General features: G+C 34.9%; 26 protein-coding genes. 13 read left to right on the top strand and 13 right to left on the bottom strand.

Annotated elements, in window-relative coordinates:
• The first annotated feature begins 43 nt into the window (after positions 1–43).
• From mtaB to mog, 4 genes are read left to right on the top strand one after another with little or no spacing between them, the layout of a single operon-like run.
• Positions 44–1,288: a tRNA (N(6)-L-threonylcarbamoyladenosine(37)-C(2))-methylthiotransferase MtaB gene (mtaB, locus tag FJR47_RS05520; RefSeq protein WP_152299450.1), complete on the top strand. Its 1,245-nt coding sequence runs from the start codon at positions 44–46 to the stop codon at positions 1,286–1,288.
• Positions 1,275–2,918 carry an AAA family ATPase gene (locus FJR47_RS05515; RefSeq protein WP_152299449.1) on the top strand — a complete coding sequence of 548 codons (1,644 nt, stop codon included), beginning with the start codon at positions 1,275–1,277 and terminating at the stop codon, positions 2,916–2,918. The genes mtaB and FJR47_RS05515 overlap by 14 nt, the downstream gene beginning before the upstream one ends.
• The gene (gene bioV, locus FJR47_RS05510; RefSeq protein WP_152299448.1) at positions 2,905–3,426 is read left to right on the top strand and encodes a pimelyl-ACP methyl ester esterase BioV; all 522 of its coding nucleotides are present in this window, start codon (positions 2,905–2,907) and stop codon (positions 3,424–3,426) included. Before FJR47_RS05515 ends, bioV begins: the two co-directional genes overlap by 14 nt.
• Before the next feature lie 9 nt (positions 3,427–3,435).
• The gene (gene mog, locus FJR47_RS05505) at positions 3,436–3,969 is read left to right on the top strand and encodes a molybdopterin adenylyltransferase (RefSeq protein WP_152299447.1); all 534 of its coding nucleotides are present in this window, start codon (positions 3,436–3,438) and stop codon (positions 3,967–3,969) included.
• A 136-nt stretch (positions 3,970–4,105) separates the two neighbouring features.
• On the opposite strand, the gene FJR47_RS05500 is transcribed toward mog, so the two are convergent.
• The 3 genes from FJR47_RS05500 to FJR47_RS05490 all read right to left on the bottom strand — a co-directional run bounded on the left by FJR47_RS05500 (position 4,106) and on the right by FJR47_RS05490 (position 6,236).
• A complete protein-coding gene (locus FJR47_RS05500) occupies positions 4,106–4,696 on the bottom strand; it encodes a DUF302 domain-containing protein (RefSeq protein WP_152299446.1) in 591 nt (196 codons plus the stop codon).
• 190 nt (positions 4,697–4,886) lie between these two features.
• Positions 4,887–5,507, bottom strand: coding sequence for a hypothetical protein (locus tag FJR47_RS05495; RefSeq protein ID WP_152299445.1), 621 nt, complete (start codon positions 5,505–5,507; stop codon positions 4,887–4,889).
• Between the two features lie 126 nt (positions 5,508–5,633).
• Positions 5,634–6,236, bottom strand: coding sequence for a hypothetical protein (locus FJR47_RS05490; protein WP_152299444.1), 603 nt, complete (start codon positions 6,234–6,236; stop codon positions 5,634–5,636).
• A gap of 224 nt (positions 6,237–6,460) precedes the next feature.
• On the opposite strand from FJR47_RS05490, the gene FJR47_RS05485 reads away from it, so the two are divergent.
• Complete coding sequence (locus FJR47_RS05485) at positions 6,461–7,735, top strand: MgtC/SapB family protein (protein ID WP_152299443.1); 1,275 nt, start codon at positions 6,461–6,463, stop codon at positions 7,733–7,735.
• A 134-nt stretch (positions 7,736–7,869) separates the two neighbouring features.
• Here FJR47_RS05485 and FJR47_RS09750 read toward each other — a convergent pair whose 3' ends face one another.
• The 4 genes from FJR47_RS09750 to sdhA all read right to left on the bottom strand — a co-directional run bounded on the left by FJR47_RS09750 (position 7,870) and on the right by sdhA (position 12,059).
• Positions 7,870–8,136 carry a transposase gene (locus tag FJR47_RS09750; protein ID WP_241691008.1) on the bottom strand — a complete coding sequence of 89 codons (267 nt, stop codon included), beginning with the start codon at positions 8,134–8,136 and terminating at the stop codon, positions 7,870–7,872.
• Positions 8,137–8,466: 330 nt separating this feature from the next.
• Complete coding sequence (locus FJR47_RS05475) at positions 8,467–9,348, bottom strand: CoB--CoM heterodisulfide reductase iron-sulfur subunit B family protein (protein ID WP_152299442.1); 882 nt, start codon at positions 9,346–9,348, stop codon at positions 8,467–8,469.
• An 11-nt stretch (positions 9,349–9,359) separates the two neighbouring features.
• The gene (locus FJR47_RS05470) at positions 9,360–10,337 is read right to left on the bottom strand and encodes a succinate dehydrogenase/fumarate reductase iron-sulfur subunit (protein WP_152299441.1); all 978 of its coding nucleotides are present in this window, start codon (positions 10,335–10,337) and stop codon (positions 9,360–9,362) included.
• 9 nt (positions 10,338–10,346) lie between these two features.
• On the bottom strand, positions 10,347–12,059 hold the full coding sequence (gene sdhA, locus FJR47_RS05465) for a succinate dehydrogenase flavoprotein subunit (RefSeq protein ID WP_152299440.1): 1,713 nt from the start codon (positions 12,057–12,059) through the stop codon (positions 10,347–10,349).
• A 211-nt stretch (positions 12,060–12,270) separates the two neighbouring features.
• On the opposite strand from sdhA, the gene FJR47_RS05460 reads away from it, so the two are divergent.
• Positions 12,271–13,353, top strand: coding sequence for a DUF5644 domain-containing protein (locus FJR47_RS05460; protein ID WP_152299439.1), 1,083 nt, complete (start codon positions 12,271–12,273; stop codon positions 13,351–13,353).
• On the opposite strand, the gene FJR47_RS05455 is transcribed toward FJR47_RS05460, so the two are convergent.
• A complete protein-coding gene (locus tag FJR47_RS05455) occupies positions 13,348–14,535 on the bottom strand; it encodes a GGDEF domain-containing protein (protein ID WP_152299438.1) in 1,188 nt (395 codons plus the stop codon). The two genes, FJR47_RS05460 and FJR47_RS05455, sit on opposite strands and share 6 nt — an antisense overlap.
• Positions 14,536–14,624: 89 nt before the next feature.
• On the opposite strand from FJR47_RS05455, the gene FJR47_RS05450 reads away from it, so the two are divergent.
• From FJR47_RS05450 to FJR47_RS05425, 6 genes are all read left to right on the top strand, one after another.
• Positions 14,625–15,443 carry a thiamine-phosphate kinase gene (locus FJR47_RS05450; RefSeq protein ID WP_152299437.1) on the top strand — a complete coding sequence of 273 codons (819 nt, stop codon included), beginning with the start codon at positions 14,625–14,627 and terminating at the stop codon, positions 15,441–15,443.
• A gap of 19 nt (positions 15,444–15,462) precedes the next feature.
• Positions 15,463–16,539 (top strand): tRNA pseudouridine(13) synthase TruD, encoded by a 1,077-nt coding sequence (truD, locus tag FJR47_RS05445; RefSeq protein WP_152299436.1) that lies wholly within the window; start codon positions 15,463–15,465, stop codon positions 16,537–16,539.
• Positions 16,540–16,542: 3 nt separating this feature from the next.
• Complete coding sequence (locus tag FJR47_RS05440; RefSeq protein ID WP_152299435.1) at positions 16,543–17,361, top strand: phosphatidylserine decarboxylase; 819 nt, start codon at positions 16,543–16,545, stop codon at positions 17,359–17,361.
• Positions 17,362–17,459: 98 nt separating this feature from the next.
• Positions 17,460–18,467, top strand: a complete 1,008-nt coding sequence (locus tag FJR47_RS05435) for an HlyD family secretion protein (RefSeq protein WP_152299434.1) — start codon at positions 17,460–17,462, stop codon at positions 18,465–18,467.
• A gap of 1 nt (position 18,468) precedes the next feature.
• A complete protein-coding gene (rbbA, locus tag FJR47_RS05430; RefSeq protein WP_152299433.1) occupies positions 18,469–21,171 on the top strand; it encodes a ribosome-associated ATPase/putative transporter RbbA in 2,703 nt (900 codons plus the stop codon).
• Complete coding sequence (locus FJR47_RS05425; protein ID WP_152299432.1) at positions 21,171–22,286, top strand: ABC transporter permease; 1,116 nt, start codon at positions 21,171–21,173, stop codon at positions 22,284–22,286. Before rbbA ends, FJR47_RS05425 begins: the two co-directional genes overlap by 1 nt.
• A 26-nt stretch (positions 22,287–22,312) precedes the next feature.
• Here FJR47_RS05425 and ychF read toward each other — a convergent pair whose 3' ends face one another.
• From ychF to FJR47_RS05410, 3 genes are all read right to left on the bottom strand, one after another.
• Positions 22,313–23,413: a redox-regulated ATPase YchF gene (gene ychF / locus FJR47_RS05420; RefSeq protein WP_152299431.1), complete on the bottom strand. Its 1,101-nt coding sequence runs from the start codon at positions 23,411–23,413 to the stop codon at positions 22,313–22,315.
• Between the two features lie 189 nt (positions 23,414–23,602).
• On the bottom strand, positions 23,603–24,556 hold the full coding sequence (locus FJR47_RS05415; protein WP_241855380.1) for a lipid A deacylase LpxR family protein: 954 nt from the start codon (positions 24,554–24,556) through the stop codon (positions 23,603–23,605).
• 67 nt (positions 24,557–24,623) lie between these two features.
• Positions 24,624–25,310 carry a hypothetical protein gene (locus tag FJR47_RS05410; protein ID WP_152299430.1) on the bottom strand — a complete coding sequence of 229 codons (687 nt, stop codon included), beginning with the start codon at positions 25,308–25,310 and terminating at the stop codon, positions 24,624–24,626.
• Between the two features lie 253 nt (positions 25,311–25,563).
• On the opposite strand from FJR47_RS05410, the gene FJR47_RS05405 reads away from it, so the two are divergent.
• Positions 25,564–26,043, top strand: coding sequence for a DUF2231 domain-containing protein (locus tag FJR47_RS05405; RefSeq protein WP_152299429.1), 480 nt, complete (start codon positions 25,564–25,566; stop codon positions 26,041–26,043).
• Between the two features lie 215 nt (positions 26,044–26,258).
• Here FJR47_RS05405 and FJR47_RS05400 read toward each other — a convergent pair whose 3' ends face one another.
• Both FJR47_RS05400 and FJR47_RS05395 read right to left on the bottom strand, forming a co-directional pair.
• Complete coding sequence (locus tag FJR47_RS05400; RefSeq protein WP_152299428.1) at positions 26,259–26,501, bottom strand: DUF2442 domain-containing protein; 243 nt, start codon at positions 26,499–26,501, stop codon at positions 26,259–26,261.
• Position 26,502: 1 nt separating this feature from the next.
• Positions 26,503–26,790, bottom strand: coding sequence for a DUF4160 domain-containing protein (locus tag FJR47_RS05395; protein WP_223176060.1), 288 nt, complete (start codon positions 26,788–26,790; stop codon positions 26,503–26,505).
• Positions 26,791–26,813: the final 23 nt, after the last annotated feature.

The raw sequence follows: 26,813 nt of genomic DNA, 5'->3' as shown, positions 1-26,813 counted from the left end.
TATCGGTTTTTCTCTCAGATGTTAATTTTACAAAGAAGAAATTATGAAAAAAGTCTATTTTAAAACCTTCGGATGTCGAACAAATCTTTACGATTCTCAAGTTATGATGAGTTCTATGCAAAACTATGAAATAACTGAAAATGAGAGTGAAGCGGATATTGTTGTAGTAAATTCATGTACAGTTACAAATGGAGCTGATACGCATGTTCGCTCATATATTTCGCATATAGAAAAAAATGGTGGAGCTAAAATTTTTCTAACCGGATGCGGTGCGCATACAAAAGGTGAAAAGCTTTTAGAACAGGGAAGAGTTGCAGGTGTTTTTGGACAGAGTGAAAAAGAAAAAATAGATGCAATGTTAAGTAAAGAGGAGCCTTTTTACGAGCCTGGCGATCTTAACCATATTGACGAGAGTGTAGTTGATAATTTTGTCGGAAAAAGCAGAGCGTTTATAAAAATCCAGGAGGGGTGCAATTTCCGCTGCTCTTACTGCATCATACCATATGTCCGCGGGGACGCTAGAAGCATGAATGAGGAGAAGGTTTTAGAGCAGATATCAAGGCTTGCTCGTAACGGTTTTGGAGAGTTTATTTTAACCGGTACAAATGTTGGAAGTTATGGGCAAAGAACAGGTACTTCTATAGCCGCACTAATGAAAAAAATATCCCAAATCAGAGGAGTTAGACGAATACGGCTTGGAAGTGTTGAGCCGATTCAGATAACCGATGAATTTAAAGAGATTTTGGGTGAGCCTTGGTTAGAGAAACATCTTCATATCGCACTTCAGCATACATCTCCTCAAATGCTGAAATTTATGAACAGAAGAAATGTTTATAAACAAGATAGAGAACTTTTTGAATTTTTAGCAGACAAAGGTTATGCAATAGGGACTGACTTTATCACGGGTCATCCCGGAGAGAGTAAAGAGCTTTGGGATGAGGCGATGAGAAATGTAAAAGAGCTGCCTCTGACACATTTACATGCATTTACATATTCTAAGCGCGATAATACGCCCTCTGCAATTATGAAGCCTGAAGTAAGTTCAAAAATCGCAAAAGAGAGACTCCATGAACTCGAAAGTATTGTAAAAGCGAAAAATTTTGAGTTTAGAAAAGCTTTTGGCGGTGAACTGAATATTCTTGTTGAGAATGAAAAAAATGGATTTTTTATAGGGTATGATCAGCATTTTAATAAAATAATGATTGAATCCAGTGAAGATTTAGTAGGGAACTGGATCAATTTGCAAGATTATGAGGTAAAAGAGGAGTTTAATTATGGTAGAGTCTAAGTCAAACAGAATAGCACTGTATGTATCAGCTTTTTTGGTAATTATTCTCGTTTTATTTGCAATTTTAAGAGACAATGCAGAGTCGATTACTCTTAAAGAAGCAACAAAAATTTTAAAAGACCACAGTGTGAAAAGTGTTGTTGCTTCACAAGATTTTGTATATCTTAAAACAGACAAAGAGGTATATAAAATCGCATCTTCGCAAGTTAGTCCGGAAATGTTTATAGACTATAAAGTAAAAGTTAAAAGCTCTTCAAATATATACTTTTATCTTCTTGTTTTAGTTCTTTTTTTAGGATTAGGTACACTTCTTTTTAAATGGCTGCAAAAAAACAAACTCATTAATACACAGAACATAAAAAATGGCAGATTTAGCTCTCTTCCAGAGCACTCACAGCCTGTAGAGTCTATAAAAAGTGATGTTACATTTAGTGATATCGGCGGAATAAGTGATGTCAAAATAGAACTTGAAGAGATTATAGATTTTATGAAAAAACCAAAACGATATAAGAGTTTTGGAGCAAGAATGCCTAGAGGTGTGCTTTTAGTAGGTCCTCCGGGTGTTGGAAAAACTATGATAGCAAAAGCTGTTGCAAATGCTGCGGGAGTGCCGTTTTACTATCAAAGTGGTGCTTCTTTTGTTCAAATCTATGTAGGAATGGGCGCAAAAAGAGTTCATGAACTTTTCACTGCTGCTAAAAACAACTCTCCTGCTATTATATTTATTGATGAGATAGATGCTGTAGGTAAAAAAAGAGATGGGCAGAGAAATGATGAGAGAGAGGCGACACTCAATCAGCTTTTAACAGAGATGGACGGCTTTGAGAACTCAAGCGGTGTTATTGTAATAGCTGCTACAAACAAGATAGATGTGCTTGATTCGGCACTGCTTCGTGCGGGGAGATTTGATAGAAGAGTCTTTGTTGAGCTTCCGACAAATAGAGAGAGAGCATCTATACTATCAAAATATTTAGAGAAGGTTCCGCATGAATTGGATGTAAATTCAGTAGCAAATATGACAGTTGGATTTAATGGTGCATCTTTGGCGGCTCTTGTCAATGAAGCATCTCTTCTTGCAATTAGACAACATGATTTTCAAGTAACTATCGAGCACTTTCATCAAGTAAAAGATAAAGTTATGTTTGGCAAGAAAAAGCTGCAGATTTTAAGCAATGAGCAAAAACAATATCGTGTTACATATCAGGCAGCAAAAGTAATTTGTGCAACATATTTTGATCTTCCTTTTGAAAAGTTGCTCTTATCCAATGAAAAATTGACTCCGGCGACGGATGAACCTCTTATAAAACATGAACTTGAATCAAGAGTTAAGATGCTTTTAGCCGGAATAGTTGCATGCAATATTAAATATAATGAACATACCAGCAGCGCAAAGGGTGATCTGGATGAAGCAAAAGAGATTGTTGAAAAAATGATTCAAGATTATGGAATGGGTTCATCTCTGATTGTACAAGAGAGTGAAAAAGAGATCTTAATGAAAAAACTTTATGATGAGACAAGAAGTTTGTTAGAATCCCTGCAAAGTGTTATGAAGTATGTAGAGGGAGTTTTAAATGAGCGTGAAAGCATAACTAAAGTGGATGTGAAAAAGAAAATAGATGAAGTTTTATAGCGGATTTTCTTTAAAAAATGAGCATCACTATTTTAAAGATTTTATTAATCCATCTGAGTACTCTGTCTGTGGTTTTAGCTATGGAGCTATAAAAGCTTTTCATTTTATAACCCAACAGTTAAATGCTGGAAAAAGAGTAGATACATTGCAGCTCTTCTCTCCAGCTTTTTTTCAGACAAAAGCTGAGAAGTTTAAAAAAATACAACTGATGGGATATAGAAAAAATAGTGAAAAATACTTAAATGAGTTTATCTCTTTATGTTTTTCGCCTTATGAAAAAAAGATTATTGAGCATGATAAAAGCAGTATAGAAGAGCTCGAAGAGCTGCTTTACTATGAGTGGAATATAGATAAATTAAAAAATCTTGCACAAAAAGGTATAAAGATAGAGGTCTATCTCGGCGGAGAAGATAAGATTATAGATGCAGCGGGTGCAAGAGAGTTTTTCTTAGAGGCTGCAACTGTGACATATATAAAAGAGGCAAATCATTTTTTGTTAACTAATTAAGGAGTATTTATGAGTAAAATAAAAATAGGCGTAATAACGGCAAGTGACAGAGCGAGCAAAGGGATATACGAGGATATATCGGGAGTGGCTATCCAAGACACTATGAAAGACTACCTCAAAAGCGAGTTTGAGATAGTATACAGATGTATACCTGACGAGCAGGATATGATAGAACGCACTATGATAGAGCTTTGTGACGATGAGGAGTGTTGTTTGGTCGTGACAACGGGCGGAACAGGTCCGGCACTTCGTGATGTTACTCCAGAGGCTACAGAAAATGTATGCCAAAAGATGATGCCTGGATTTGGCGAGCTTATGCGTCAGGTAAGTCTGCAGTATGTACCGACGGCAATTCTCTCCCGTCAAACGGCTGGAATCAGAGGCAAAAGCCTTATCATAAATCTGCCTGGCAAACCAAAATCCATAAGAGAGTGCCTTGATGCAGTATTTCCCGCCGTACCGTATTGCATAGACCTTATAGAGGGTCCATACATCGAGACAAACGAGGATGTCATAAAGGCTTTTAGACCTAAGGTTAAATAGAGCCTTTTTGTTAACCGATAAATCTGTATTTTTCAGATGAGCGTGTTTAATGATCGCCTTCTTCGGCAACCTGATGCCTTATACTGAGTTTAAGTATAGGTATCACCTTATCACCGGGCCTTAATATATCGACCTTTTAAAAGTCTCCCTTAGCTGCTAAATCCATCATTTTATACATAGTGTCTCTAACATGTTCAGCTTTTTTCATCATTTCAGGCGGTAAAGTGTGTCCACCAAAAAGCATAAGTTCCATAGCCATAGTCATTAGCCATCTATCACCATTGTCATCTTCAACTATAAGGATTCTACAAGGCATAAACGCACCATAAGCTTCCGAATAATCAATAAATGTTTTTGCAATATTTGGAGCACAATAATGTAAAATCCTAATATATCTTTGTCTTTCACCATTGTGATCATACATTTCTGCCATTCTAGAGTCACCAACTTGAAGCATATTTGCATCGCCGGCTATACTGTTCATAGATTCTATAACATCATCTGTGCTAACATCTGGATCGATCTTAACTCTTCTAACCATTGCATCAGCAGACCTTCCGGTTGTAAGCACTGCATTAAACATATTCATATATGCACTCATTGCTTTTGGATCTAGCTTTGAGGCTTTATCCATCTTGTCTTTTAAATTATACTTAACAAATACCACTAAAGCTCCAATTATAACAATGGCGCCAATAATACTTAAAATATTTTTTAAGAAGTTCATTTTTAGATCCTTGAAATATAATGATTACAAATAATAAAATCAATGTAATAGAAACATTATATATAAGAAAACTTTATCTAAATATAAAAAGAAAAATAAATATTTTTTATATTATCCCTTATCAACGATTTTAATAGATTCAAGTAGGAAGCTGTGCTTACTTAAGAGTAACCATCTTGGTCTGCGTATACTATTTTTGAACATCTTCTTTTTCGATTTTTAAAGCGATGATATACAGAGGTTCTTTACTGCGGATACGCAAAAATGCGTTGATGGGCTTATCTATTGTAAATCTGAGAACTTGCTCTTTATGGTTTGGATAGAATATCCGGTCGAAAAAATGATTCAAATTAGCTGAGAGCACTTCCATGCTGAAAAGAGCATCTCCTTTTATCTCAATAATAAGACGATAATTGCCGTTTTCCAAGATACCAAGAGGAATAAAATAGCCTTTGTACGAAGATATAGCGAAGTATGAGAGATTCTCCGGTTTGAATTTTTCACTGTCTGGCATCAACAGCGCACACTCTTTTTTCATATAGTTTAAAAGAGTAAATAATTCCTCTATCTCAGATTCAGAGATATTTGAGTCGCCTGCAAAGTGCTTTATATGAGGGCTCACTGCTTTAATGCCAGTATTATAACTCAGTCTTCCGCTGCATTCTCCTTCATGACACACTCCGCAGAGTGTATTGAAAATCACCGCTGTTTTTGTATTGATGTTTTCTGTTTTCTCAGCCGAAAAAAGAGAAAAAGCAGAAAGAAAGCTCATTAACAATAAAAAATTTGCCCTTTTAATCATTAATATCATTTTTTTTCTTTCTTTAAATTATATCAATTTACTCAAAAAGAGTAATTAAGTGAATATAAAAAATTATTTATTTACCTGACCCTTTGACTATTTGTCTCTTTTACTATTGACTGTATTTTAGTTTTGTTACCTGTTATTACAATTTTTATAATTTTGTGGCTTGTTACTTACTCTATCATATCGAATATCTGAAGTGTCTGAAACTGCCATTGGAAATATCATAAGTACAAGACCGGCAGCATAACCCAAGCTTCTAGATTTAGCATGTTTACTACTGTCAAGACCTAATGTAATATCCTCATAACTTGGTCCTAAAAGGACATCGTCGCCACCCCGAGATAAAAGATGTGCTTCCTTACGAATAATAATTTTGCCATCTTTGATTTTAAAGTCTTGACCAAGAATGTATATTTTTTCAAAAATAGAACAGCCTTTGCTAATAGCTTTTACAGTAAGTGAATTATTTTTTGGAATTACTTCGATAAGCTCGATGTCTTCATGCCTAATGTTAGAACTAGTGGTTTCTTTGCTAGCCGGTGTAATTTCTCCTATATCAGGCCAAATAATCCAAGATAGATAACTTGATGGATTTCCTTTATTTTTATAAACCCCTGCCAATTCGGACAATTGCGATATTTGATGAAATTCTAGATTGTCTTTTGGTTCCGAATGAAATGCACAACCGGTAATTAAAAAGATAAATAAAAATATAACAATTTTGGATTTCATAAATTATCCTTTTTAAAGCTCACTATTTATTAAATAAACATTTTATCTTGATTTACTCAAAAAAAACAATTAAATAAACATAAAAATAGTTTATTTAAAATCAGGGATCTTTGATTTCTTTGATTATTATTTTTTACATGAAGTCATCTAAAAAAGCACCGATGTGTTATAATAGCCATAGTTTGTAAGAGTGTAGATAATTTATATTTTAGAGAGGAAAAAGTATGGAACTAGATTTCACAACGGCAAAATCCATATTACTTAGCATAGCGCTAGGCTTCTCAATTGGTCTGCAAAGAGAGATAAGTTTTGCTCTTAGAGATAAGAGTATCACTTTTACCGGAACAAGAAGTTTTGCTATTATATCTTTACTTGGTGTTTTAGCGGGACATTTCAAAGCGGATTATATTTGGATTACAATAGCAATCACTTTTATATTTGGGACACTGCTTATAAGTTCTTTCGTTATCCGAGCAGTTCGTCATGAAAAAATTGGTACCACCACAGAGTTCGCAGCTATTGCTGCATTTTTGGTTGGTATGCTCGTTTATGAAGGTTTATATATGTTTGCTACATTTACAACTGTTGCAATAATTTTTATTTTAAATATACGCAGCAATGTATTACAACTCGCAGACAGTACCAAAAAGAAAGATCTGGAGTCAATGGTGCTTTTTTTATTGATTACTTTCATTGTTCTTCCAATATTACCCAACAAAACCATTGATCCTTATGGAATAATCAATCCATATTTTATTTGGATGATGGTTGTTCTTATTTCCGGTCTCTCTTTCGCAGGTTATATAGCTGCTCGTCTCATAGGAGTATCCAAAGGCATAATGGTGGCTGGTTTTTTTGGAGGTTTTTTATCCTCTACGGCAACTACCATCACTTTTTCAAAAAAAGTTGATGATAAAAATAAAACAACTCACCAATTAGCTTCGGTCATTGCACTTGCTTGTACAACAATGTATGTTAGGATTATTATCGTATCAGCATTTATAAATACCGATATCGCTATGAAAATTTTGCCTGCTTATCTTTTAGCCACGATAGCGGGATATATTTATATTTATTATCTATATAAACGCTCTGAGAAAAGCCGGATTGATGTGGACTTTATGTATAAAAATCCATTGGAATTAAAAGAGGCACTGAAGTTTGGTTTACTCTTTGGTATCGTATTTGGTACTACATCACTGCTTCAGGATTGGGTTGGAAGCACAGGGGTCTATCTCTCTTCATTGCTATCAGGAGTAAGTGATGTTGATGCTATAACCCTCTCGCTAAGCACGCTCTATACAGATGAAAAACTTATACTGCATACTGCATTTACCGGAATCGTTATCGCAACATTCTCCAACTCTATAACAAAACTTGCTATTGCTTATACAGTGGGCAACAAAGAGTTGGGAAACCAGCTCTTTGTTGCCTTTAGTATCCCTTTGGCAGTAATTATTATAGTACTTGTAATTACACCCCTAATTACACCCCTGTGAATGAATCTCCACTTTTTACAACTTTGCTTATCAATGATTTTGATACATTCAAATAAGTTGCTATGCTTGCTTGAGAGTAACCGTCTTGGTATGCGTTAAGTATTGCTAAGTTTCTATCTATTTTTGTACAAACATCATAAAAATGCTCTTGGAATTGTTTCTCTTGCCTTACATGTAAGATACCGTCTTCTTTGAGTATTTTTTGTTTCTATCAGCAAGTGATAGTGATTGTCCATCAAACAGTAATCATGTAATATTATTTTATGAAGAGTAGCACTTTTATTGATGATTTGTAAAAACATCTCTTTGTCATCATTGCAGTTAAAGACATCACAAAGGTTTACTCCACGATTTATAATATGATGATACCCTGCTAAATCAACTCTCAGTCTTGTCGGCATTTGTCAATCCTATTTTTTAATTATGAATCATGTGAATTTTAACTATTTATATTCATTACAATTAAACATATTGCAAATTGAAAGATTTTAGTTAAAACTTAGAGTATATAATTTTTTAAAAAGTGGAGATTCATTCACAGGGGTGTATTTCCATTCACAGGGGTGTATTTCAGGGGTGTATTTCTTATATACAAAACAGCTTGATATTAGCTAATTAAACAAACACGAAAATTGTTTATTTAAATGATTGAGGTATTGCTAGAAGAAAGGGTGGAAATTTTTAACATGTAGAAAAAAACAGAGGGATTTTATCTCTCTGTTTTTGTGATTTTAGATGAAGTTCACATCCGTAACATGGTGCTTTAAACCAAGTTCTACAGGGCTGCATCCTAGTGCCAGACCTACCATTTGCTGCATGTGAAGAACTGGAAGTGAGACTTCTCTGCCTATAGCTTCTGATGCATGTTTAGTTTGAGTGTCTAGTTTTAGATGACAAAGCGGGCATGGTGTTACCATCATGTCGGCGTTGTTATCCGTTGCTCCCGCTATTGCATTTCCTGTAAGAACTGCCGCAGTATGAGGAGCTTGAAGCTCTACATGGAAACCGCAGCATTTGTTTTTTTCTTCATACTCAACATTCATGCCACCGCATGCGATGATAAGGTCGTCAAGTGAAGTAGGGTTGTACGGGTTCTCTTTTTGTTTGTGAGACTCGTCATGAAGCTCTGAAGGGCGGATGTTATGACAACCGTAAAACGGAGCTATGTTGAACTGGCTTAATGGTTTTACAACCATCTCTTTGATTTTATCTAAACCGAAATCATCGATAATCGCATACAAAAAATGGATGATGTTTGAGGTGCCTTTGTACTCTAAACCGACTTCTGCAAGCTTTTCGTTGACCTTTGCTTTTAGTTCTGCATTATTATCGAGTCTGTGTTTTGTCATAGCAGTGTTTAGCTGACATGTATTACAGATAGTGACCATTGTAAGACCATGTTTTTCAGCGTATGCTATATTTCTTGCATTTAGTACCAGCGAGAGAAAATCATCATAGTCTTGCAGGTGAGAAGCGCCGCAGCAAGAAGCTTCTGTCAGTTCTACAAGTTCAATATCTAGTTTTTTTGCAACTGCCAAAGTTGACATCATCTGTTCCGGAGTACTCTGTTTTGCCGTACATCCTGTAAAAAGTGCATATTTTAATTTTTTCATCTCTTTTACTCCTAGAACTTTACTGTTGATGATGATTTTACAAGTTTTTGTATCTCATCAAGATTGTCTGATTTTGGCATATTCCAAGGCATGATTATTTTGCCTTTTCTATACATTTGAAGAGCGACTGGAATATGTTTTACAATTGAGGGCCCTTCAGAGTAGAGAACTAAACCGCCCTCATCAAGAACACCATGTTTTTTGATAGAGTGTAAGAAACCGACTGCATGACGAGTTGCGACATTGTTTTTTGCCACACCTTTTTTAAACGCCATTTGATGAAGTTTCGTGATTTTAGCAATCGGATTTATATCTTTTGGACAAACTTCCGCGCACTCAAAACATTTGACACAATCCCAAACACCCTGTTTCTCTTCATTGACATTGCTAAGTCTTTCGCCGTCGTTATCACGAATGTCTGCTTCAAAGCGGTAAGCTGCCGCAAATGCTGCAGGACCAAAGAAATCACTGTTTATCTCAACAACCGGACAAGCATAGTGACATGCCCCGCACTGGATACAGAGGTCAGCCTCGTCTAGCTCCTCTGCATCATGTGGAGATACAAGGTTTTCACATGAAGGACACTCATCAACATCTGCAACCAGATAAGGAGTCACAGCCGCATGTTTTTCCCAGAAGTCGGCTTTGTCAATAATCATATCTTTTACGGCTCTTTTTGTATTAAGAGGCTCGATTGTGAGATCATTTCCAAAGTACTCTACCATAGTAGACATGCTCTCTTTACATGCGAGAGTGCTTCTACCGTTTACTTTGATGGCACATGCCCCGCAGATACCGTGGCGACAACTTCTTCTGTATGAAAAACTTCCGTCATGATCCCATTTTATTCTGTTTAGTATGTCTAAAACAACCTCTTCAGAAGTAACATCCATTGTGTAGTTTTCATAGTATGGAAGATAATCTTCATCAGCATTAAAGCGAAATACTTTGAAGTTTACTTTTTGTTTAGTAATTGAATCTTTGCTCATAAATTCTCCTTAGTAATTTCTTGCTTTTAGCTCATGCTTGCCAAGAACAACAGGCATATAATCAAGTACTATATCACCTTTTTTATCCATGTAAGCCATAGTGTGTTTCAAGAAGTTTTCATCATCACGAGTGTCAAAATCTTCTCTAAAGTGCGCGCCGCGGCTCTCATTTCTAGCAATAGCGCTCTCTACGATAAATGCAGAGTAGTCAATCATATGACCAAACTCTATAGCTTCTTGAAGTTCCGTGTTAAAGATTTTTGATTTATCTTTTATGCGGATGTTTTTAAATCTAGCACGAAGTTCTTTAACTTTTGCAACCGCAATCTCTAATGTCTCTTTTGTTCTAAATGCACCTGCATTTGCAGTCATACACTGTTGAAGCTCTTCTCTAAGCTGTGTGATTGTTTCAGTTCCGTTGTTGTTGAGTACAAAATCAATCTCATCAAGAGCTCTCTTTGCATCTTTTTCTGTTGCTTCACGAAGAGGAATCGTATCTATCTCATTTACCATTGTTTTGCCCACAAAGCGACCAAAGAGAAGCGCTTCAAGAACAGAGTTTGCACCAAGGCGGTTTGCACCGTGAACTGAAACACATGAGCACTCACCCGCCGCATAAAATCCCTCTACAAATTCGTTGTTGTTTTTACGAACATTTCCGGCAATATTTACAGGGATACCGCCCATAGAGTAGTGCGCTGTTGCAGAGATAAGGATAGGTTCTTTTATCATGTCAAGGCCTAAGAAAGTCATGGCAAGTTCGCGAAGCTCAGGGAGTCTCTCCATGATTAAATCTTTTCCTAAGTGAGTTACATCGATGTAAACTGCATCTTTTCTCGGTCCAACGCCGCGCCCTTCTCTTATCTCATTTAAGATAGCTCGAGACACAACATCACGAGATGCAAGCTCCATAGCATTTGGAGCGTACTTTTCCATAAATCTCTCACCAAGAGAGTTATAGAGACGACCGCCTTCACCGCGAGCCGCTTCAGAGATTAAAACTCCGTTTCCTGAAAGTCCTGAGGGGTGAAACTGAACAAACTCCATATCTTCTAGCGGCAGCCCGTGGCGCGCTACGATAGAGAGTCCGTCACCCGTATTTGCATGTGCATTTGAGTTGATTTTATAGCTTCTTGCATATCCGCCTGTTGCAAACATAACAGATTTAGCATTAAAAATGGCTACTTGCAAATCCCGTATATTAAACGCAACTACACCTGAAACTTTACCGTCTTTATAGATAAGGTCGGCAGCATACCACTCATCCCAAAACTCAACACCGACGCGGAAAGCCTGCTCGTAAATAGTTTGCAAAAGCGTTAAACCTGTTCTATCTTTTGCATAACATGCTCTTGGGGATGACTGTCCGCCAAAAGGTCTTTGCGCGATTTTTCCATCGGCAGTTCTGCTAAATGCCGCACCCATTCTCTCTGCCCAGCGAATAGTCTCCGGTGCATTTTTACACATAAACTCAACAGCATCTTGATCAGCTAAGTAGTCACTTCCTTTTACCGTGTCAAATTCGTGCAATTCCACACTGTCATTATCGCTAAAAGCAGCATTAACGCCGCCTTGTGCAGCTCCTGAATGACTTCTAAGCGGATGTAGTTTGGTTATAACTGCAACTTTTTTACCTGCATTTTGTAACTCTCTTGCAGCGGCACATCCTGCTAGACCTGCACCGACAATGATTGCATCGTAAGTATATATAGGAATACCCATTAGCTTTCCTTTGTTAATAAGAATAAAATAAGGCTGATTGTACAATTTTTACCCTTTGTGAATGATAAAAAGTTATTATAAATGTGTAAAATGTTCCATAATCACCCATATTTATAAGTGTGATAAGTGTAGAATTTACACACTTTGTTTTTGTTTTTTTTGTGATATACTTTGTCTTTATTTTTTACTATTATATAATGTAAGGAAAGTGATGACAACAGAAGTACATGTAGAACTTTTTAGATTTGATGCTAAAGCTGACTATCTGCCGTATTATAAAAAATATACTCTAAAGTATAAAGCCGAAGATACTATCTTAGATCTTTTAAACGATATAAACAGTATTGAAAAATTTGCTTATGATCCAGTTGGTGATTTTAATCTAAAAATAAACAATTTGTATCTAAATGCAAATGAATTAATCTCGGATATTGTTGAAAAAACATCCAACGAATTTAAAATAGAGCCTGTTAGTATTTACAGGGCTTTAAATGATCTTATTGTTGATAAAAGAGATTATATAGAGAAAATTAGTTTTTTTAAGGATTATATTACTCAAAGTCAAATGGATGAGTATGCTAAAAGGTATGAATTGGACTATTTTGCTTCCAATACATACGATATTCATAGAAGTTATATTGGAGATCATTCACTGTTAATAGCAAGTGATATAATTGAGCAAAATCCTGATTTAAAACAGGAGATTTTAGAGAAGATTTCATGTAAAGAAACTGGAATTTGGTATCACACTTCATTAAAACGCAGAGTTTTTAATTATGATGCAAATAAAGAGAACAAAATAAGATCTCTTTTTGAAATGCTACCAAAAGTTACAGATTTTAAAATGAGTAAAAATGCAATTTCAGATTCGAAAATAGAAAATGTAAAAATATTTCAATCTTTTGAAGGTTTTAATATAGCAGAATTTGAAGGTATAGATGAAAAATCTTGTGCTTCTATAATCAAAAATTCTAAAGCAAATTATGTAGCATTGTCTCACTCAAAAGAAGATTTAGCCCCATATTCTGCTCTTGCAGATAAAGATTTTTCACTTAAAATTGCCGGAGAAATTCTTCTTGAAGCAAAAGATGAAAATGCTGATTTTATAGTTGTTAGAGATGAAAATGATCTTATGCTTTTTGACAAAGAGCAAAAAAGAATAGAAAAGATAATGAACAGAGAGATAGAACTCCCCGTAATTTCACAGCAACAATTTAAAATGTTGTTAGAGGGTGAAAAAAACATAACAACTCTTGGTTTTGATAAACATAGAGTTAAAGTCTCTTTTTTATAACTCGTTACGAGCTAAATCTCTCACTTGAGAGATTTTATTTTTACCGTGATCTTGTGAAAATTTTAAAATCTTTTTAGCCTCTTTGATTGCTTCTTCAAGTGGCAGATTGTATGGTTTCATAACAAATCCGCCGCTTACCGTTATCTCTATCTCTCCTAATTCTGGAGATTCTACTCTTAATTCAGAAATATTTTCACGAATATTTTCTACATCTTTAAAGAGCTCTTTTTTCTCATCTCTAGAAAATATCAGAGTAAACTGATTATAGTCTGTTCTTGCAATTACATCAGCAGTTTGTTGATGTAGAGATAATAAATACGCAATTTTTTTAAGTATAGTTTGTGTAAGTTCTTGAGAATAAACTCTATTTGTTTTTGAGAAGTTGTCAACTTCTATTACAGTTACTGCTGTATAACCTCTCTCTTTGATATCTTTTTTTTCATCATAAGAGCTGATCATTCCTTTTAAATTATTCACTCCTGTTACAGGATCAATCATTGTCAGATTCTCAGATGTTACAGGTTTTCTTTTTATTTTAAATAAGATATCATTAATCTCTTTGGAAAATATTTTATAATTTTTATTCTCTTCATTGTTGTATAAAAATTCTAAATCTCTATATATCGCATTTAGTCTGTTTCTATACCAAACAGAAGCCAAAAAAAGTATGGCAAAAATTACAAATATTATATTTTTGTAAATATCAAATTTTGTTTGATTATATGTTGTAGTTTTAAATATTATAGAGTTGATTTGTTCCAAAAGAGAATCGGAGCTTTTTCTTAATTCATTTTGCTCTGTTTTTTCATTATAATAGTTGCCAGCTTTTTTATTGAATGCTGCTGCAAGAGAGCTTAGTCTGTCTAAATCAGCAAGATATTCTTTCTCATTTGAAAGTATATATCTCTCCATAAAATCATATTCATACATATTGTAAAGTTTTTCGATTTCATAATTTAGTTGGCTGCTTTTGCTGTTAAACTCTATAAGAGTTAGTGCCAAATCATTTTTAGGCAAATTTACAAGTGTTGAAATAATATATTTTTGATTATTTAAATTTTCTATTTTTTTATAAGAATTAATATGATTTATTATTACTAAAATACCAACTCCAGCCAATATTGTTGCCGTAAAAAGAAATAGAATTAGATTACGAAATATATTTTTTATGGAATGTTTCATAATGAGAATTTCCTATAAGATGGTATAATAACCTACTATTTTATATATATTGGCTTTAATAGTAACTTAAAGCATTTTAAGAAGTTTTATTGAATTTAGAAAATTACTTTATATCTCAGTTTAAAAATGCTCACATCGGCGATGATGGGGCTTTGATAGATGATACTGTTTACTCAAAAGATGCATTTTTTGAAGATGTACATTTTAAAAAAGAGTGGATGAATCACTATCAAATAGCTAGTAAAGCGATGATGGTCAATATTTCTGATGCAATTGCTATGAATGCAAAACCAAAATATGCTCTTTTAAGTGTTGCTATGCCAAAAGATATAACAAAAGCTCAAATGAGAGAGTTGGCGGCAGGATTTCAAAATGTTGCTGCAAAATATGGCATAGAGATTATAGGCGGAGATACGATTAGCAATGTAAAACTAGATATTACGATTACTATAGTTTCAAAAACCAAAAAACCATTGATGAGAAGAGGATTAAAAAAAGGACATTTGATTGCCTATACGGGCAATTTGGGAAGAAGTGGCAAAGATCTAAAGAGACTTATAAATTTAGGCAAAATTCATAAAAAATCAAAATTTGTAAATATTGAATTAAGAGATAAGTTTATTTACAATAGTGCTCGTTTTTTAAGTTGCGGCATGGATATATCAGACGGGCTTTTTAGCGATTTGGATAAACTTTCATCAGCCAACAAATCAGGCTTTAACTTTTACAGACCCGTCAAAAAAAACATTGGCTGCAGCGGTGAAGAGTATGAGATGCTTTTTGGATTTGACAAAAGAGACAAAAAAGCAGTTTTAAGAAGAGCAAAATTAAGCAGAACGCCCATAAGTATCATAGCGCAAAGCGTGAGAAAAAGTTACAAAAACAGATGTAAAGCACATCATTTTTAAATTATAGGATTATAAAAATATGGATAGATTTTATTCGCTAGACCACTCAAGTATAGATTTTCATTTTAAACAGACACCAAGAGACTTTGTGGTTGAAGAGATTCCTCTTTATGAATTTTCAGGGGAGGGTGAGCACTTAATTTTATTTGTTAGAAAAAAAGAACTCTCGACTCTTGAACTTGTTTCGATAATTTCCAAATATTTGGGGATACAGCAAAAAGAGATAGGGTATGCTGGTTTAAAAGACAAGCATGCAATGACGAAACAGTATATCTCTTTGCACAAAAAACATGAAGAGAAGATGAATGCATTTGAGCATGAAGGTATAAAAATATTATCAAAAACCTACCACAACAACAAGATAAGAATAGGGCATTTAAACGGTAACAGATTTTTTATAAAACTTAAAAAGGTAAACCCGACTTCTGCAAAAAAGATAGATGAAGCTCTAAAAAACATAGCAAAGTTTGGAATGCCGAATTTTTTTGGTTATCAGCGTTTTGGAACTGACGGCAATAACCATATTGATGGTGAAAAAATTGCAAAAGGTGAAAAAAAAGAGCGCAATCCCAAGGTAAAAAAATTTCTTATCAGTGCTTATCAAAGCCATCTTTTTAATTTATGGCTAAGTAGAAGATTGGAAATCAATACTTTAGTTCAAAAGTTTGAAGTAAATGAGTTAGAACCACTGCTTAATATATCAAAAGATGAATTGACAAAAATGAAAGCGCAAAAGCACCCTTTTAAACTAATAAGCGGGGATATTATGGAACACTATCCATATGGCAGGCTTTTCGATTTTGAGGGTACTGAGCATGATCTCAATAGATTTAATGAAAAAGATATCTCTGTTACTGGCTTACTCTGTGGTAAAAAAGCCAAACTCTCTTCTGATGTGGCAAGAGTTATTGAAAAAGAGTTTGACGATGAGATAAATGCGGATGGTACAAGAAGATATGCATGGGTATATCCTGAGGGAGTTGAAGGAAGATACAAAAATGAAGAGGCACAGTATGAGCTTAACTTTTCGCTTCCAAAAGGCTCTTATGCCACGGTTTTAATAGAAGAGATAGCGAAGAGAGAGATAAGGGAGTAGAGAATGAAAAAACATATAACATCGGCAATTTCACAAACTTTTGGAAAATTCGCAAACAAAAAATTTCCAAAACCAATTCAAAATTTTATAAACAACTCTTATGTAAAAGTCATGGGACTTGATATGAGTGAATTTCATAATCCTGAAACATATCATAGTTTAAATGCGCTCTTTACAAGAAAACTAAGAGAAGATAGAAAATACTCGCTAGATAGTGAGGATTTTATATCGCCAAGCGACTCTTATATTACTGAGTGCGGAGAGATTGATGAAAAGTATGCACTCCAGATCAAAGGGATGCAATATAACAGCGATGAGCTTTTGGGTGCGCATTTTAGCAAAGAGGAGAAGGAGCTTGTTAAAAACGGAACATTTATAAATTTTTACCTTTCTCCAAAAGATTATCATCGTTATCATATCCCTACAAATCTAAAAGTGCTAAAAGCTGTTCATATTCCAGGAAAGTTTTATCCGGTTAATATGCCTTCTCTTAAAAAAAGACTAAATCTTTTTGTAGAAAATGAGCGTGTTGTTTTGCAGTGTGAAACTCCGTCTAAAAAAAGATTTTATATGGTTCTTGTAAGTGCCTTAAATGTGGGTGTTATGCAGGTCTCTTTTGAGCCAAAGATAAAAACAAACGCAGATGCTCTTAGCAGCAGTGTATATCACTTTAATGATGTATATTTAAATAAAGGTGATGATTTTGGATGTTTTGAGATGGGTTCAACCATTGTGGTATTGGCGCAAAAAGATATGCTAGAGCCTTGTGTTAAAGCAGGAGAGCATGTTAAGTACGGCGATACAGTTGCAAAAATAAAGTAATAACTGTATTTTTGCACTATAATAAGTATACTTTTCTGGCAACATATGTTTAAGTTCTCATATGATATTATATTTTATGCTTAAAAAAAGGGAAGCAAATGTTTAAAAAAATTTTAAAATCTATTCTTTTTCTCTTATTTATAGGTGTAATTACTATAAGTTACAAATATATAAATGAGCGTATAAACAACTCTAACACATTTGAAAATTTTGCTTTTGGAAACGGCAGAATTGAATCAACGCAAATCAACATCGCTACAAAGATTCCAGGAAGATTGGTTGATGTGTATGTTGAAGAGGGTGAAATTGTACAAAAAGGTCAAATGCTTGCTAAACTCGATACGGATGAGTTAGAAGCAAAACTTCGTCTGGCACAAGCACAGATAGAAGAGGCGAAAGAGGGTAAAAACCATGCTTTAGCAATTTTAGAGCAAAGAAAAAGTGAACTTTCCCTGGCAAAAGAGAACTTCTTAAGAGCACAAACACTCTATAAAAAAAGTGCCATCTCTTTGCTTACATATCAACAGGAAGAGACTTCATACAAATCAGCTAAAGCTGCCATGAAAGCTGCAGAGACTGATATAGCACGCATGCAGGCTACTATAACCTCTGCAGTTGCTCAAGCTGATTCTATCAAAGTAAATATAAAAGAGAGTACTCTTTATGCTCCTACAGAGGGAAGAATACTCTATAAACTATCTCAAAAGGGTGAAGTAATAGGAAGCGGCCAAAATGTACTTGTTTTACTTGATCTTTTAGATACCTATATGACTATATTTTTGCCAACATCTGCAGTAGGCGTTATAGATTATGGCTCAGAATCCAGAGTTGTTTTAGATGCGCTGCCGGATATCGCTATTCCTGCAAAAGTAACTTTTATATCTCCAAAAGCACAGTTTACTCCTAAGCAGATAGAGACGCAGGATGAGAGAGCTAAGCTGATGTTTAGAGTAAAAGTAACGATAGATTATAATCTTTTAAAAAAGTATATACAAAAAGTTAAAACAGGATTGCCGGGTGTAGCCTATATACGCCTTGATGAAACTGCTCCTTGGCCAAAAAGCCTAAGCAATTTGCCAAAAAGCTATCTAAAATCGTCCAATTGATATGAGCTCTTCTGTAGTAAAAATAAAAAATCTCTCACATAATTATAAAAATACGCAAGCGTTAAAAAATATCACATTAGATATTCCAAGCGGTCTTATGGTAGGTTTTATTGGACCTGACGGCGTTGGAAAATCAACTTTGCTCTCTATTATGGCCGGAGTTCGTAAGATTCAAACCGGCAGTGTTGAAGTATTTGAGGGTGATATACGAAATGAAAAGTTTCGCAAAAAACTATATCAAAAGATAGCATATATGCCACAAGGCCTTGGAAAAAATCTCTATATGAGTCTTAGTGTTTATGAAAATATTGAATTTTTCGGCAGACTTTTTGGTCTTGAAAAAAAAGAGAGAAAAACAAGAATAGATGAGCTTTTAAAAATTATTGGACTTTATGATTTTAAAGATAGAGCTGCCGGAAAACTCTCTGGCGGAATGAAGCAAAAGTTGGGATTATGCTGTTCTTTGATACATGACCCTGATTTGCTTATCCTTGATGAACCTACAACCGGAGTTGATCCGCTCTCGCGAAGACAATTTTGGGAGCTTATAGATTCTATTAGAGCAGTTATGAAAGATATGAGCGTATTGGTGGCGACTGCTTATATGGAGGAGGCAGCAAGATTTGATCATATTATAGCAATAAATGAGGGTGAAATTTTAAGCAGCTCCACTCCAGAAGAACTTTTAAAACAAACAGATACAGATACAATTGATGCTGCGTTTATAGCACTTCTTCCAAAAGAGCAAAGAGCTTTTCATTCGGATTTGATAACATCTAAAAAAGATGAAAACAAAAAAGAGGCATTAGCTATTGAAGCGAATAATCTTACTATGTGTTTTGGGGATTTTAAAGCTGTTGACAATGTAAGTTTTGAGATACAACAGGGTGAAATTTTTGGTTTTTTAGGCTCAAACGGATGCGGTAAAACTACTACTATGAAGATGCTGACCGGACTTCTTGCACCAACTATGGGGAGTATAAAACTTTTTGGCGAATCTATAAAAGAAAATAGTCTTGATATGAGAAAAAATGTCGGTTATATGACTCAGGCATTTTCACTTTATAATGAGCTTACTGTAAAACAAAATATGATTTTGCATGCGCAGCTTTATCAAATAAAAAATTCTCTTATAAAAGAGAGAGTCGAAGAGATGCTTGAGTATTTTTTGTTAAAAAAATATGAAAACACTCTTGCAAGTGATATTCCTTTAGGAATTAAACAACGCCTATCTTTGGCTGTTGCCGTAATACACAAACCTAAAATGTTACTGCTTGATGAGCCTACTTCAGGGGTTGATCCCATCTCAAGAGATATATTTTGGGAATTTTTGATAAAACTCTCAAGAAGCGAAGGCGTTACTATCTTTGTATCCACGCATTTTATGAATGAAGGAGAGAGGTGCGATAGAATCTCTTTGATGCATCAGGGAAAAGTACTTGCAAGCGACACGCCGAAAAATCTTATAAAATCAAAAAATAAAGAGAATCTTGAAGATGCTTTTATAGAGTATTTATATAAAGCAATAGGAGAGACAAAAGAGCAGAAGAGAAGCATAACCATAAATAAAAAGAGTCATAAAAAAGAGAGTGAAATTTTTTCCTTTCTTAGATTTTTTGGTTATGCATATCGTGAATCATTAGAACTTATAAGAGACCCCGTACGAGTAGTATTTGCACTGCTTGGCACCGTGATTTTAATGTTTGTTATGGGTTTTGGAATAACCATGGATGTAGAGGATTTGAAATTTGCAGTTTTAGATAATGATCAAAGTCCGCAAAGCAGAGACTATATCCAAAATGTTTCAGGGTCGAGATACTTTTTAGAGCAATCTGCACTTAAATCTTATGCTCATATGGATGAAGAGATGAGAAGAGGAAGCATAAGTATTGCTCTTGAAATACCTCCTGATTTTGGGCGCAATTTATCAAAAGAAAATTATGTAGAAATAGGAGTATGGATAGATGGTACACAATCTTTTAGAGCAGAGACTATAAGAGGGTACATTGAGGGGCTTCATAGAGAGTATCTGACAAAATTTTTAAGTGAAAAAAATATGCCTTTAGATATAGAGATGCGATACAGATATAATCAGGATTTCAAAAGCATCTACTCTATGGTTCCGGCTATTATCCCGATGCTTTTGATTTTTATTCCATCTATCTTGATGGCACTTAGCATTGTAAGAGAAAAAGAGCTTGGATCCATAATAAATTTTTATGCAACACCGGTTACAAAATTTGAATTTCTTCTCGGTAAACAGCTCCCTTATATAGCCGTTAGCATGTTAAGTTTTTTGGGACTAATGGTTCTTGCTTTATATATATTTCAAGTCCCTTTAAAAGGAAGTTTTTTGCTGCTTTTTTTTGCGTCGCTTCTTTATGTAACAGTAACTACAGGCATCGGCATGCTCTTTTCTGCTTTTACAAAAACTCAAATTGCCGCTTTGATGGGAACAGCTATTTTTACTCTTTTGCCGACTGTTACATTTTCGGGGCTTACAGACCCTATAACTTCACTTGAAGGAGCGGGTGCATTTATAGCACATATATTTCCGGCAACATATTACATTAACATAAGTCGGGGTATTTTTAGCAAAGATGTAGGTATTGAGGGTTTGCATTTTGATTTTTTTGTACTTGCTGTTACAATAGTCGTTCTTAGTGTATTAAGCGCAGTTTTACTTAAAAAACAGGAAAAATAATGGTAAAACATATTTTAAATATATATCGTCTTGTTGTAAAAGAGATTCAAACACTTTCAAAAGACAAAGTTATGCTTTTTTTGATATTTTATTCATTTAGTTTTGCTATTTATATAAGTGCAAAAGCAACTTCAACTGAGCTGGTAAATGCTCCGATTACTTTTGTGGATGAAGACAGATCTATGTTTTCACAAAGAGTTATCGACTCTTTTTATAAACCAATGTTCAATACTCCTGAACTTATATCTTATGATGAGATGGATAGAGGAATGGACAGAGGACTCTATACTTTTGTTGTTGTAATACCAAGCGGTTTTGAAAGAGATCTTATAGAAGGCAGAAAAACTGAACTACAGTTAAATATTGATGCTACAAGGATGTCTCAGGCGGGCATCGGTGCAGGATATATTTCACAAATAATATCCCAAGAGGTAGCTTCGTTTTTAAAACTTCCATCAACTACTCCAAAGATAGGGATTGTGCCAACCTATAAATATAATCCCAATCTAACAGGCACTTGGTTTGGAAGCATTAATGAAGTTATAGATAATATTATGACATTCTCAATTTTGCTTGCCGCTGCGGCTCTTATGCGTGAGAGAGAACACGGCACGATTGAGCATCTTCTTGTTATGCCTATAAATACGGCAGAAATTATACTCTCAAAAATCTTCGCGACAATGGTTGTGATTTTGGTAAGTGTGATTTTTTCTCTATATGTGATTGTAGATATGCTATTACAGGTACCTCTTGCAGGATCTATGACTCTGTTTTTATTTAGCTCTCTTTTAGTTCTTTTTTCTACAACATCCATAGGGATTTTTATAGGTACTATTACAAAGTCTATGCCTCAACTCGGTATGATGTTTATGTTAGTCGTGTTACCTCTTATGATGCTCTCAGGCGGAATCACACCTTATGAAAGTATGCCCGAGATTTTGCAGTATATTATGAGGCTCTCTCCCACAAGTCACTTTATAGATGTTGCGCAAGCGATACTTTTTAGAGGAGCCGGATTTGAAGTGGTGTGGAAACATCTGCTTGCAATCTTTGCCATAGGAGTGTTTTTTTTCACCTTTGCGCTATTAACTTTTAAAAAAAGTATAGAGTCGTAAAGCTTAAGTTTGATTCTATTTGCACTTTAGACATTAAATCTAAAGTGCATGATATCGCCGTCTTGTACGATGTACTCTTTGCCTTCTAGTCTCATTTTTCCTGCTTCTTTTGCTTTTGCTTCGCCGCCGCAGGCTATAAAATCTTCATAGGAGATAACTTCTGCGCGGATAAAACCTTTTTCAAAATCATTATGAATAACTGCTGCTGCTTTTGGAGCCGTAGTGTTTTTGCGGATTGTCCAAGCGCGAACCTCTTTTACACCTGCTGTAAAGTAACTCATAAGTCCAAGTTTGTCAAAACCTTTTTGGATGATTTGTCCAAGTCCAGACTCTTCAACGCCAAGAGAGCTTAAAAACTCTTCTGCTTCATCATCCTCAAGACCGACGAGCTCCTCTTCGATTTTTGCACAAAGTTTTATAAGTTCGCAGTTGTTTTTTGCCGCATGCTCTTTTAGGTCCAGTACATATTGGCTGTCTTCAACCAGACCTTCCTCATCGACATTTGCACCGTACATAATCTCTTTGCCTGTTAAGAGTCTTACTTCGTGATTTAGCTGCTTATACTCGTCACTGTCTGCTTTTGGAAAGTTTTTAGCCAGATTCCCATCAGCTAAAAACTCTAAAAGTTCTTCTGCTAAAGCTAAAACAGCAGCTGCACTTTTGTCAGTTTTTGCCTGTTTTTTAAGTCTGTCTGCTCTGTTTTGTAAAACCTCGATATCAGCTAAAATAAGCTCTCCCTCGATTATCTCCACATCTCTTAGCGGGTGGATGCTTCCCTCTGTATGAACGATGTTATCATCTTCAAAACATCTGACAATATGTAAAATCACTTCAGTCTCGCGGATGTTAGATAAAAACTTGTTTCCTAGTCCTTCACCTTTGCTAGCACCTTTAACCAATCCTGCGATATCTACAAAATCAAGAGTAGAGTGCTGAATGCGTTCAGGATTTACTATCTTTGCAAGTTCTTGCAATCTTACATCAGGAACAGGAACGACTGCCTTGTTTGGCTCGATGGTACAAAACGGGTAGTTAGCCGCCTCCGCGTTTTGTGCTTTTGTAAGTGCGTTAAAAGTTGTTGATTTGCCTACATTTGGAAGTCCTACAAGACCGATACTTAAACCCATAATTGACCTTTTTGTGCTTATTAAATATTTTTTGCAATAATAACTAAAATATACAAAGAGAACGCTTTAACGGCTTTTGCTATTTTTGAGTGTTTATTTTTAAGAAGAGGTGAGAAGAAAAGCAGTCTCTCTAATGCATGTTTTTTATGGTTTCAACAAGGGAATGAATTTGCATGGTGTGTTAAAAACTCAGTCCCACTTCCAAATAATACTGATGCCGCCTATTTTTTCATTACTAGAAGAAAATATACTCTTTGTTTGAATATCAACAGATTTAAGATAAAGAGAGACTTTTAGAGCATTGTAATAGAGATCTAAAGCAAGTTTTTGACTAATTATATAGTCTAATTCATCAAGATAATATCCCTCTTCAATTGCTTCATCAATTAAATAGTAGGTATTAAATTTATTGTAATATATGCTAAGGGATAATGCCCAATTAAAACTTTTGGTTGGTTCATAATTAAGCACTGAGGTCTCATTCGCACCTATGAAATTTCCTGCAGTAGTAAAACTACGCATCGCAATGCTGCTCAGCCTCAAAGAAGTGCCCACTAATGTTCCAGTATAAAAATTGCCAAGGTCAGCTTTGATATTTGTCGTGAGGTCTAAGCTCAAATCTTGAATTGCAAAGGGATCTGTTTTGTAACCGACATTATAAGAAATCCCGTAGATAAATTCATCATCTAACTGGTTATCCCACCCGTTTGGTTCATTAAATCCAAATAGAGAGTGAAAGTCTTTTTGCAGCGTATCCGCTTGTGCAAAAGGACCAACCATACCTATATTTATACCCGCTTCATGAAAAAAATTTGCAGATGATTTATAAGCTAAAAAGTTTAAGTCAACATAACCCGCATAAGGTAAATCATTTAAATCTCTTGTATTAATCTCTTTATTTTCAGGCGTAAATATAGCGTGTGAGATTGAAAAAGCGATATTTTTTTGTTCTAAATCAATAAAACTTAAAAGATCAGGAAATGTAGTGTTGTTTTCACTCATACAAGTAAGGTATATACCATTTGTGTAATGATGATCTTGCCCAACGATTGCATCATTTTCCAAAACAAGTGATACTGTGTCAGCATATATCAAAGAAGTTGTTAAAAATAAGAAACTTTTTTTTAATAACTTAATTTTCAAGGAGTTGCTCTGCTACACAATACTTTGTATTCCCATCGGAAAGCGATGGGAAGGAGAGGGAGTTGGTTTAATATTGAACCACTTCAATTACTGTGTCTTTGTTTTTAAATAGAGTGTGAACCATCTGTTGAAAGCGGTGGGGAAAACTTTCTTTATCCTCCGGTGTAGCGTTGGGACCGATGGCACTCGTAAGAATCTGCATAGGATTTACTACCTTGCCCGGTCGGTAGTTTATGCCCACTTGCTTGTTTGTATCTAGGCGTGTAAATCGAACATCAGTATCGATAGGTGCGCCGTAAAAAAGCAAATCCTGACGATTAAACTTGCCGCCTGGGATACCGCCGAAGCCATAATCCGTAGTGGCTCCTGTAATATTTGAGAGTACAAAACCAACCACGCCGGTATGCTCTTCGTGAATTGGTTTTTGCAACTCCACCTTGATTTTACCTCTTTTGGGAATTTCATCTCCGTACAACGCTTTCAACCCTTTAAGAGCAATGAGATAGGCTCCTGCGACAGTTGCGCAACTGTGACCGGCTACCTTTACTATATCCAGATAGGAAATTTCAAGTATCCCATCATCGTTTACCCCGAGAAAATGCGCCAGCTCATCTTGTAATGTGATGAGTTCTATCTCGTCAAAAAACTTTTGGTATTTCATGTTTCTACTTCCTTTTGTTTGGTATAAATGCAAATCAAAACATTTTATCTCTTTAGTGCTAAGTGCACGGATGTGGCTATTATAACACATCATCGAGTTTTCTAAATAAATCCTGTGAACAAAATTATTACTTCGTATTTATTATGCTCGCATGATCCTTTATGAAAGTGTTTATTTCATGTTGTTGTACGGTATGTGTTTTCACGGAGAACATGGGAACGAGAAAAAACTAGAAAATCTCTTAGGTGGAGATTCATTCATTGGGGTGTAACTTGAAAAGCATTTAATATATTATTAATTTTTTTAATACTATAATTTATGTATTCTCTAAATACAAGGAAGAAAAATGAATATATTACATCCTCCGTTTGTACATTTTGTGGTAGCATTACCAGTTATTGCTTTGTTTTCCCAATTTACTTTCTTCATTACAAAAGACAAAGCTTATTCCAAAGCAGCATTTAGAATTGTCGGTTTTGCGATGCTGGCATCTTTTCTCGCTATAATCAGCGGAATAGAAGATGCACAAAAAATTATGGCAAATCAAAATATCATTCAAGAAGGTGTAAGCTCTTTAAATAGCCATAAAATATTCGGCTTTATTGTTGTAGCTATTTTAATAGCGACTTCTATAGTAAAATGGCTTGCCATTTCTAAAGACTCTCTTTTATATGAGAATGTCTCTCTTGTTTTAATAGTAGTTCTGTTGATAGTTTCACTTTATCAAGGAAGAAGCGGGGGAATACTTGTTTATAAATACTCTGCAGGTATCGATAAGAGTGTTGCTATACAAAGAGTTGATGAGCAAAAAATTAGTAAATATTAGGGGCGTAGTTTAATTTTATATGGTATTACTCGCTCCCATGTTCCTACATAGGAGTGCGTATTTCAGGTTGTTTGATGGTACGCATTCCCATCGCAGGAGGCTGTGAATAAGAAAAAAAGTGGAGATTCATTCACTGGGGTGTAGTTTTATATGTCAGGTTATTGTTACAGTATGCATTCCCATCGAGGACGATAGGAACGAGAAGAGGGCGTATTTTAAGAAGCTTTTAGCTCATGATTTATTTTATATGCAATAATACCGCTCAGTGAAATATCCTCATCTATCTCTTCAAAATGAACTCCTATACCGCCGCCAATAATACGATAGTTTAAAAGCTGCTCTTTTTTTGTATTTTGAATTTTTTTGGTATAACTGTAAGGTATAGTCAAAATATCACTGCTTTTTAAGTAGATATAAATTTTATCACCGAAATCAACTCTTGTAATTGAAGTATTCATCCTACGCTCCTATAAGTTTTTGCTGATGCTCTTGTATAATGGTTATTATCTTTTTCTCATCTGTTTTAGAGAGTTTATACCGCTTGGTAACTTTAAAGGTATCAAGTTCAACCCTCATGTAGCCATCGCCTTTTTCAACATGAATGTGCAACGGCAAATGTTCATCACTAAAAAAGAAAAATCTAAAACCGTCTACTCTTAGTACCGTTGGCAAATCAAGTCTCCATGAATTTTGCTTTATTGTATCGTTAATTTTCTTAACATGTAAAAAAGTATTTTTATCTCTCATGCTTCTGCGTGGGAGTGTCTGTT

Origin of the sequence: Sulfurimonas xiamenensis (assembly GCF_009258045.1) — a bacterium.
GTDB classification, from domain to species: Bacteria; Campylobacterota; Campylobacteria; order Campylobacterales; family Sulfurimonadaceae; genus Sulfurimonas; species Sulfurimonas xiamenensis.
This window is presented reverse-complemented; position numbering and strand designations above follow the sequence as displayed.

Excerpts from the sequence above, each read along its gene's own strand:
- FJR47_RS05495 (WP_152299445.1), bottom strand. The coding sequence starts at position 5,507 with ATGATATTAATGATTAAAAGGGCAAATTTTTTATTGTTAATGAGCTTT.
- FJR47_RS05435 (WP_152299434.1), top strand. The coding sequence starts at position 17,460 with ATGTTTAAAAAAATTTTAAAATCTATTCTTTTTCTCTTATTTATAGGT.
- ychF (WP_152299431.1), bottom strand. The coding sequence starts at position 23,413 with ATGGGTTTAAGTATCGGTCTTGTAGGACTTCCAAATGTAGGCAAATCA.
- mtaB (WP_152299450.1), top strand. The coding sequence starts at position 44 with ATGAAAAAAGTCTATTTTAAAACCTTCGGATGTCGAACAAATCTTTAC.
- FJR47_RS09750 (WP_241691008.1), bottom strand. The coding sequence starts at position 8,136 with ATGCCGACAAGACTGAGAGTTGATTTAGCAGGGTATCATCATATTATA.
- FJR47_RS05490 (WP_152299444.1), bottom strand. The coding sequence starts at position 6,236 with ATGAAATCCAAAATTGTTATATTTTTATTTATCTTTTTAATTACCGGT.
- FJR47_RS05425 (WP_152299432.1), top strand. The coding sequence starts at position 21,171 with ATGGTAAAACATATTTTAAATATATATCGTCTTGTTGTAAAAGAGATT.
- FJR47_RS05405 (WP_152299429.1), top strand. The coding sequence starts at position 25,564 with ATGAATATATTACATCCTCCGTTTGTACATTTTGTGGTAGCATTACCA.
- bioV (WP_152299448.1), top strand. The coding sequence starts at position 2,905 with ATGAAGTTTTATAGCGGATTTTCTTTAAAAAATGAGCATCACTATTTT.
- rbbA (WP_152299433.1), top strand. The coding sequence starts at position 18,469 with ATGAGCTCTTCTGTAGTAAAAATAAAAAATCTCTCACATAATTATAAA.
- FJR47_RS05455 (WP_152299438.1), bottom strand. The coding sequence starts at position 14,535 with ATGAAACATTCCATAAAAAATATATTTCGTAATCTAATTCTATTTCTT.
- FJR47_RS05410 (WP_152299430.1), bottom strand. The coding sequence starts at position 25,310 with ATGATGTGTTATAATAGCCACATCCGTGCACTTAGCACTAAAGAGATA.
- FJR47_RS05400 (WP_152299428.1), bottom strand. The coding sequence starts at position 26,501 with ATGAATACTTCAATTACAAGAGTTGATTTCGGTGATAAAATTTATATC.
- FJR47_RS05395 (WP_223176060.1), bottom strand. The coding sequence starts at position 26,790 with ATGAGAGATAAAAATACTTTTTTACATGTTAAGAAAATTAACGATACA.
- FJR47_RS05500 (WP_152299446.1), bottom strand. The coding sequence starts at position 4,696 with ATGAACTTCTTAAAAAATATTTTAAGTATTATTGGCGCCATTGTTATA.
- FJR47_RS05460 (WP_152299439.1), top strand. The coding sequence starts at position 12,271 with ATGACAACAGAAGTACATGTAGAACTTTTTAGATTTGATGCTAAAGCT.
- FJR47_RS05440 (WP_152299435.1), top strand. The coding sequence starts at position 16,543 with ATGAAAAAACATATAACATCGGCAATTTCACAAACTTTTGGAAAATTC.
- mog (WP_152299447.1), top strand. The coding sequence starts at position 3,436 with ATGAGTAAAATAAAAATAGGCGTAATAACGGCAAGTGACAGAGCGAGC.
- FJR47_RS05475 (WP_152299442.1), bottom strand. The coding sequence starts at position 9,348 with ATGAAAAAATTAAAATATGCACTTTTTACAGGATGTACGGCAAAACAG.
- FJR47_RS05485 (WP_152299443.1), top strand. The coding sequence starts at position 6,461 with ATGGAACTAGATTTCACAACGGCAAAATCCATATTACTTAGCATAGCG.
- truD (WP_152299436.1), top strand. The coding sequence starts at position 15,463 with ATGGATAGATTTTATTCGCTAGACCACTCAAGTATAGATTTTCATTTT.
- FJR47_RS05470 (WP_152299441.1), bottom strand. The coding sequence starts at position 10,337 with ATGAGCAAAGATTCAATTACTAAACAAAAAGTAAACTTCAAAGTATTT.
- sdhA (WP_152299440.1), bottom strand. The coding sequence starts at position 12,059 with ATGGGTATTCCTATATATACTTACGATGCAATCATTGTCGGTGCAGGT.
- FJR47_RS05515 (WP_152299449.1), top strand. The coding sequence starts at position 1,275 with ATGGTAGAGTCTAAGTCAAACAGAATAGCACTGTATGTATCAGCTTTT.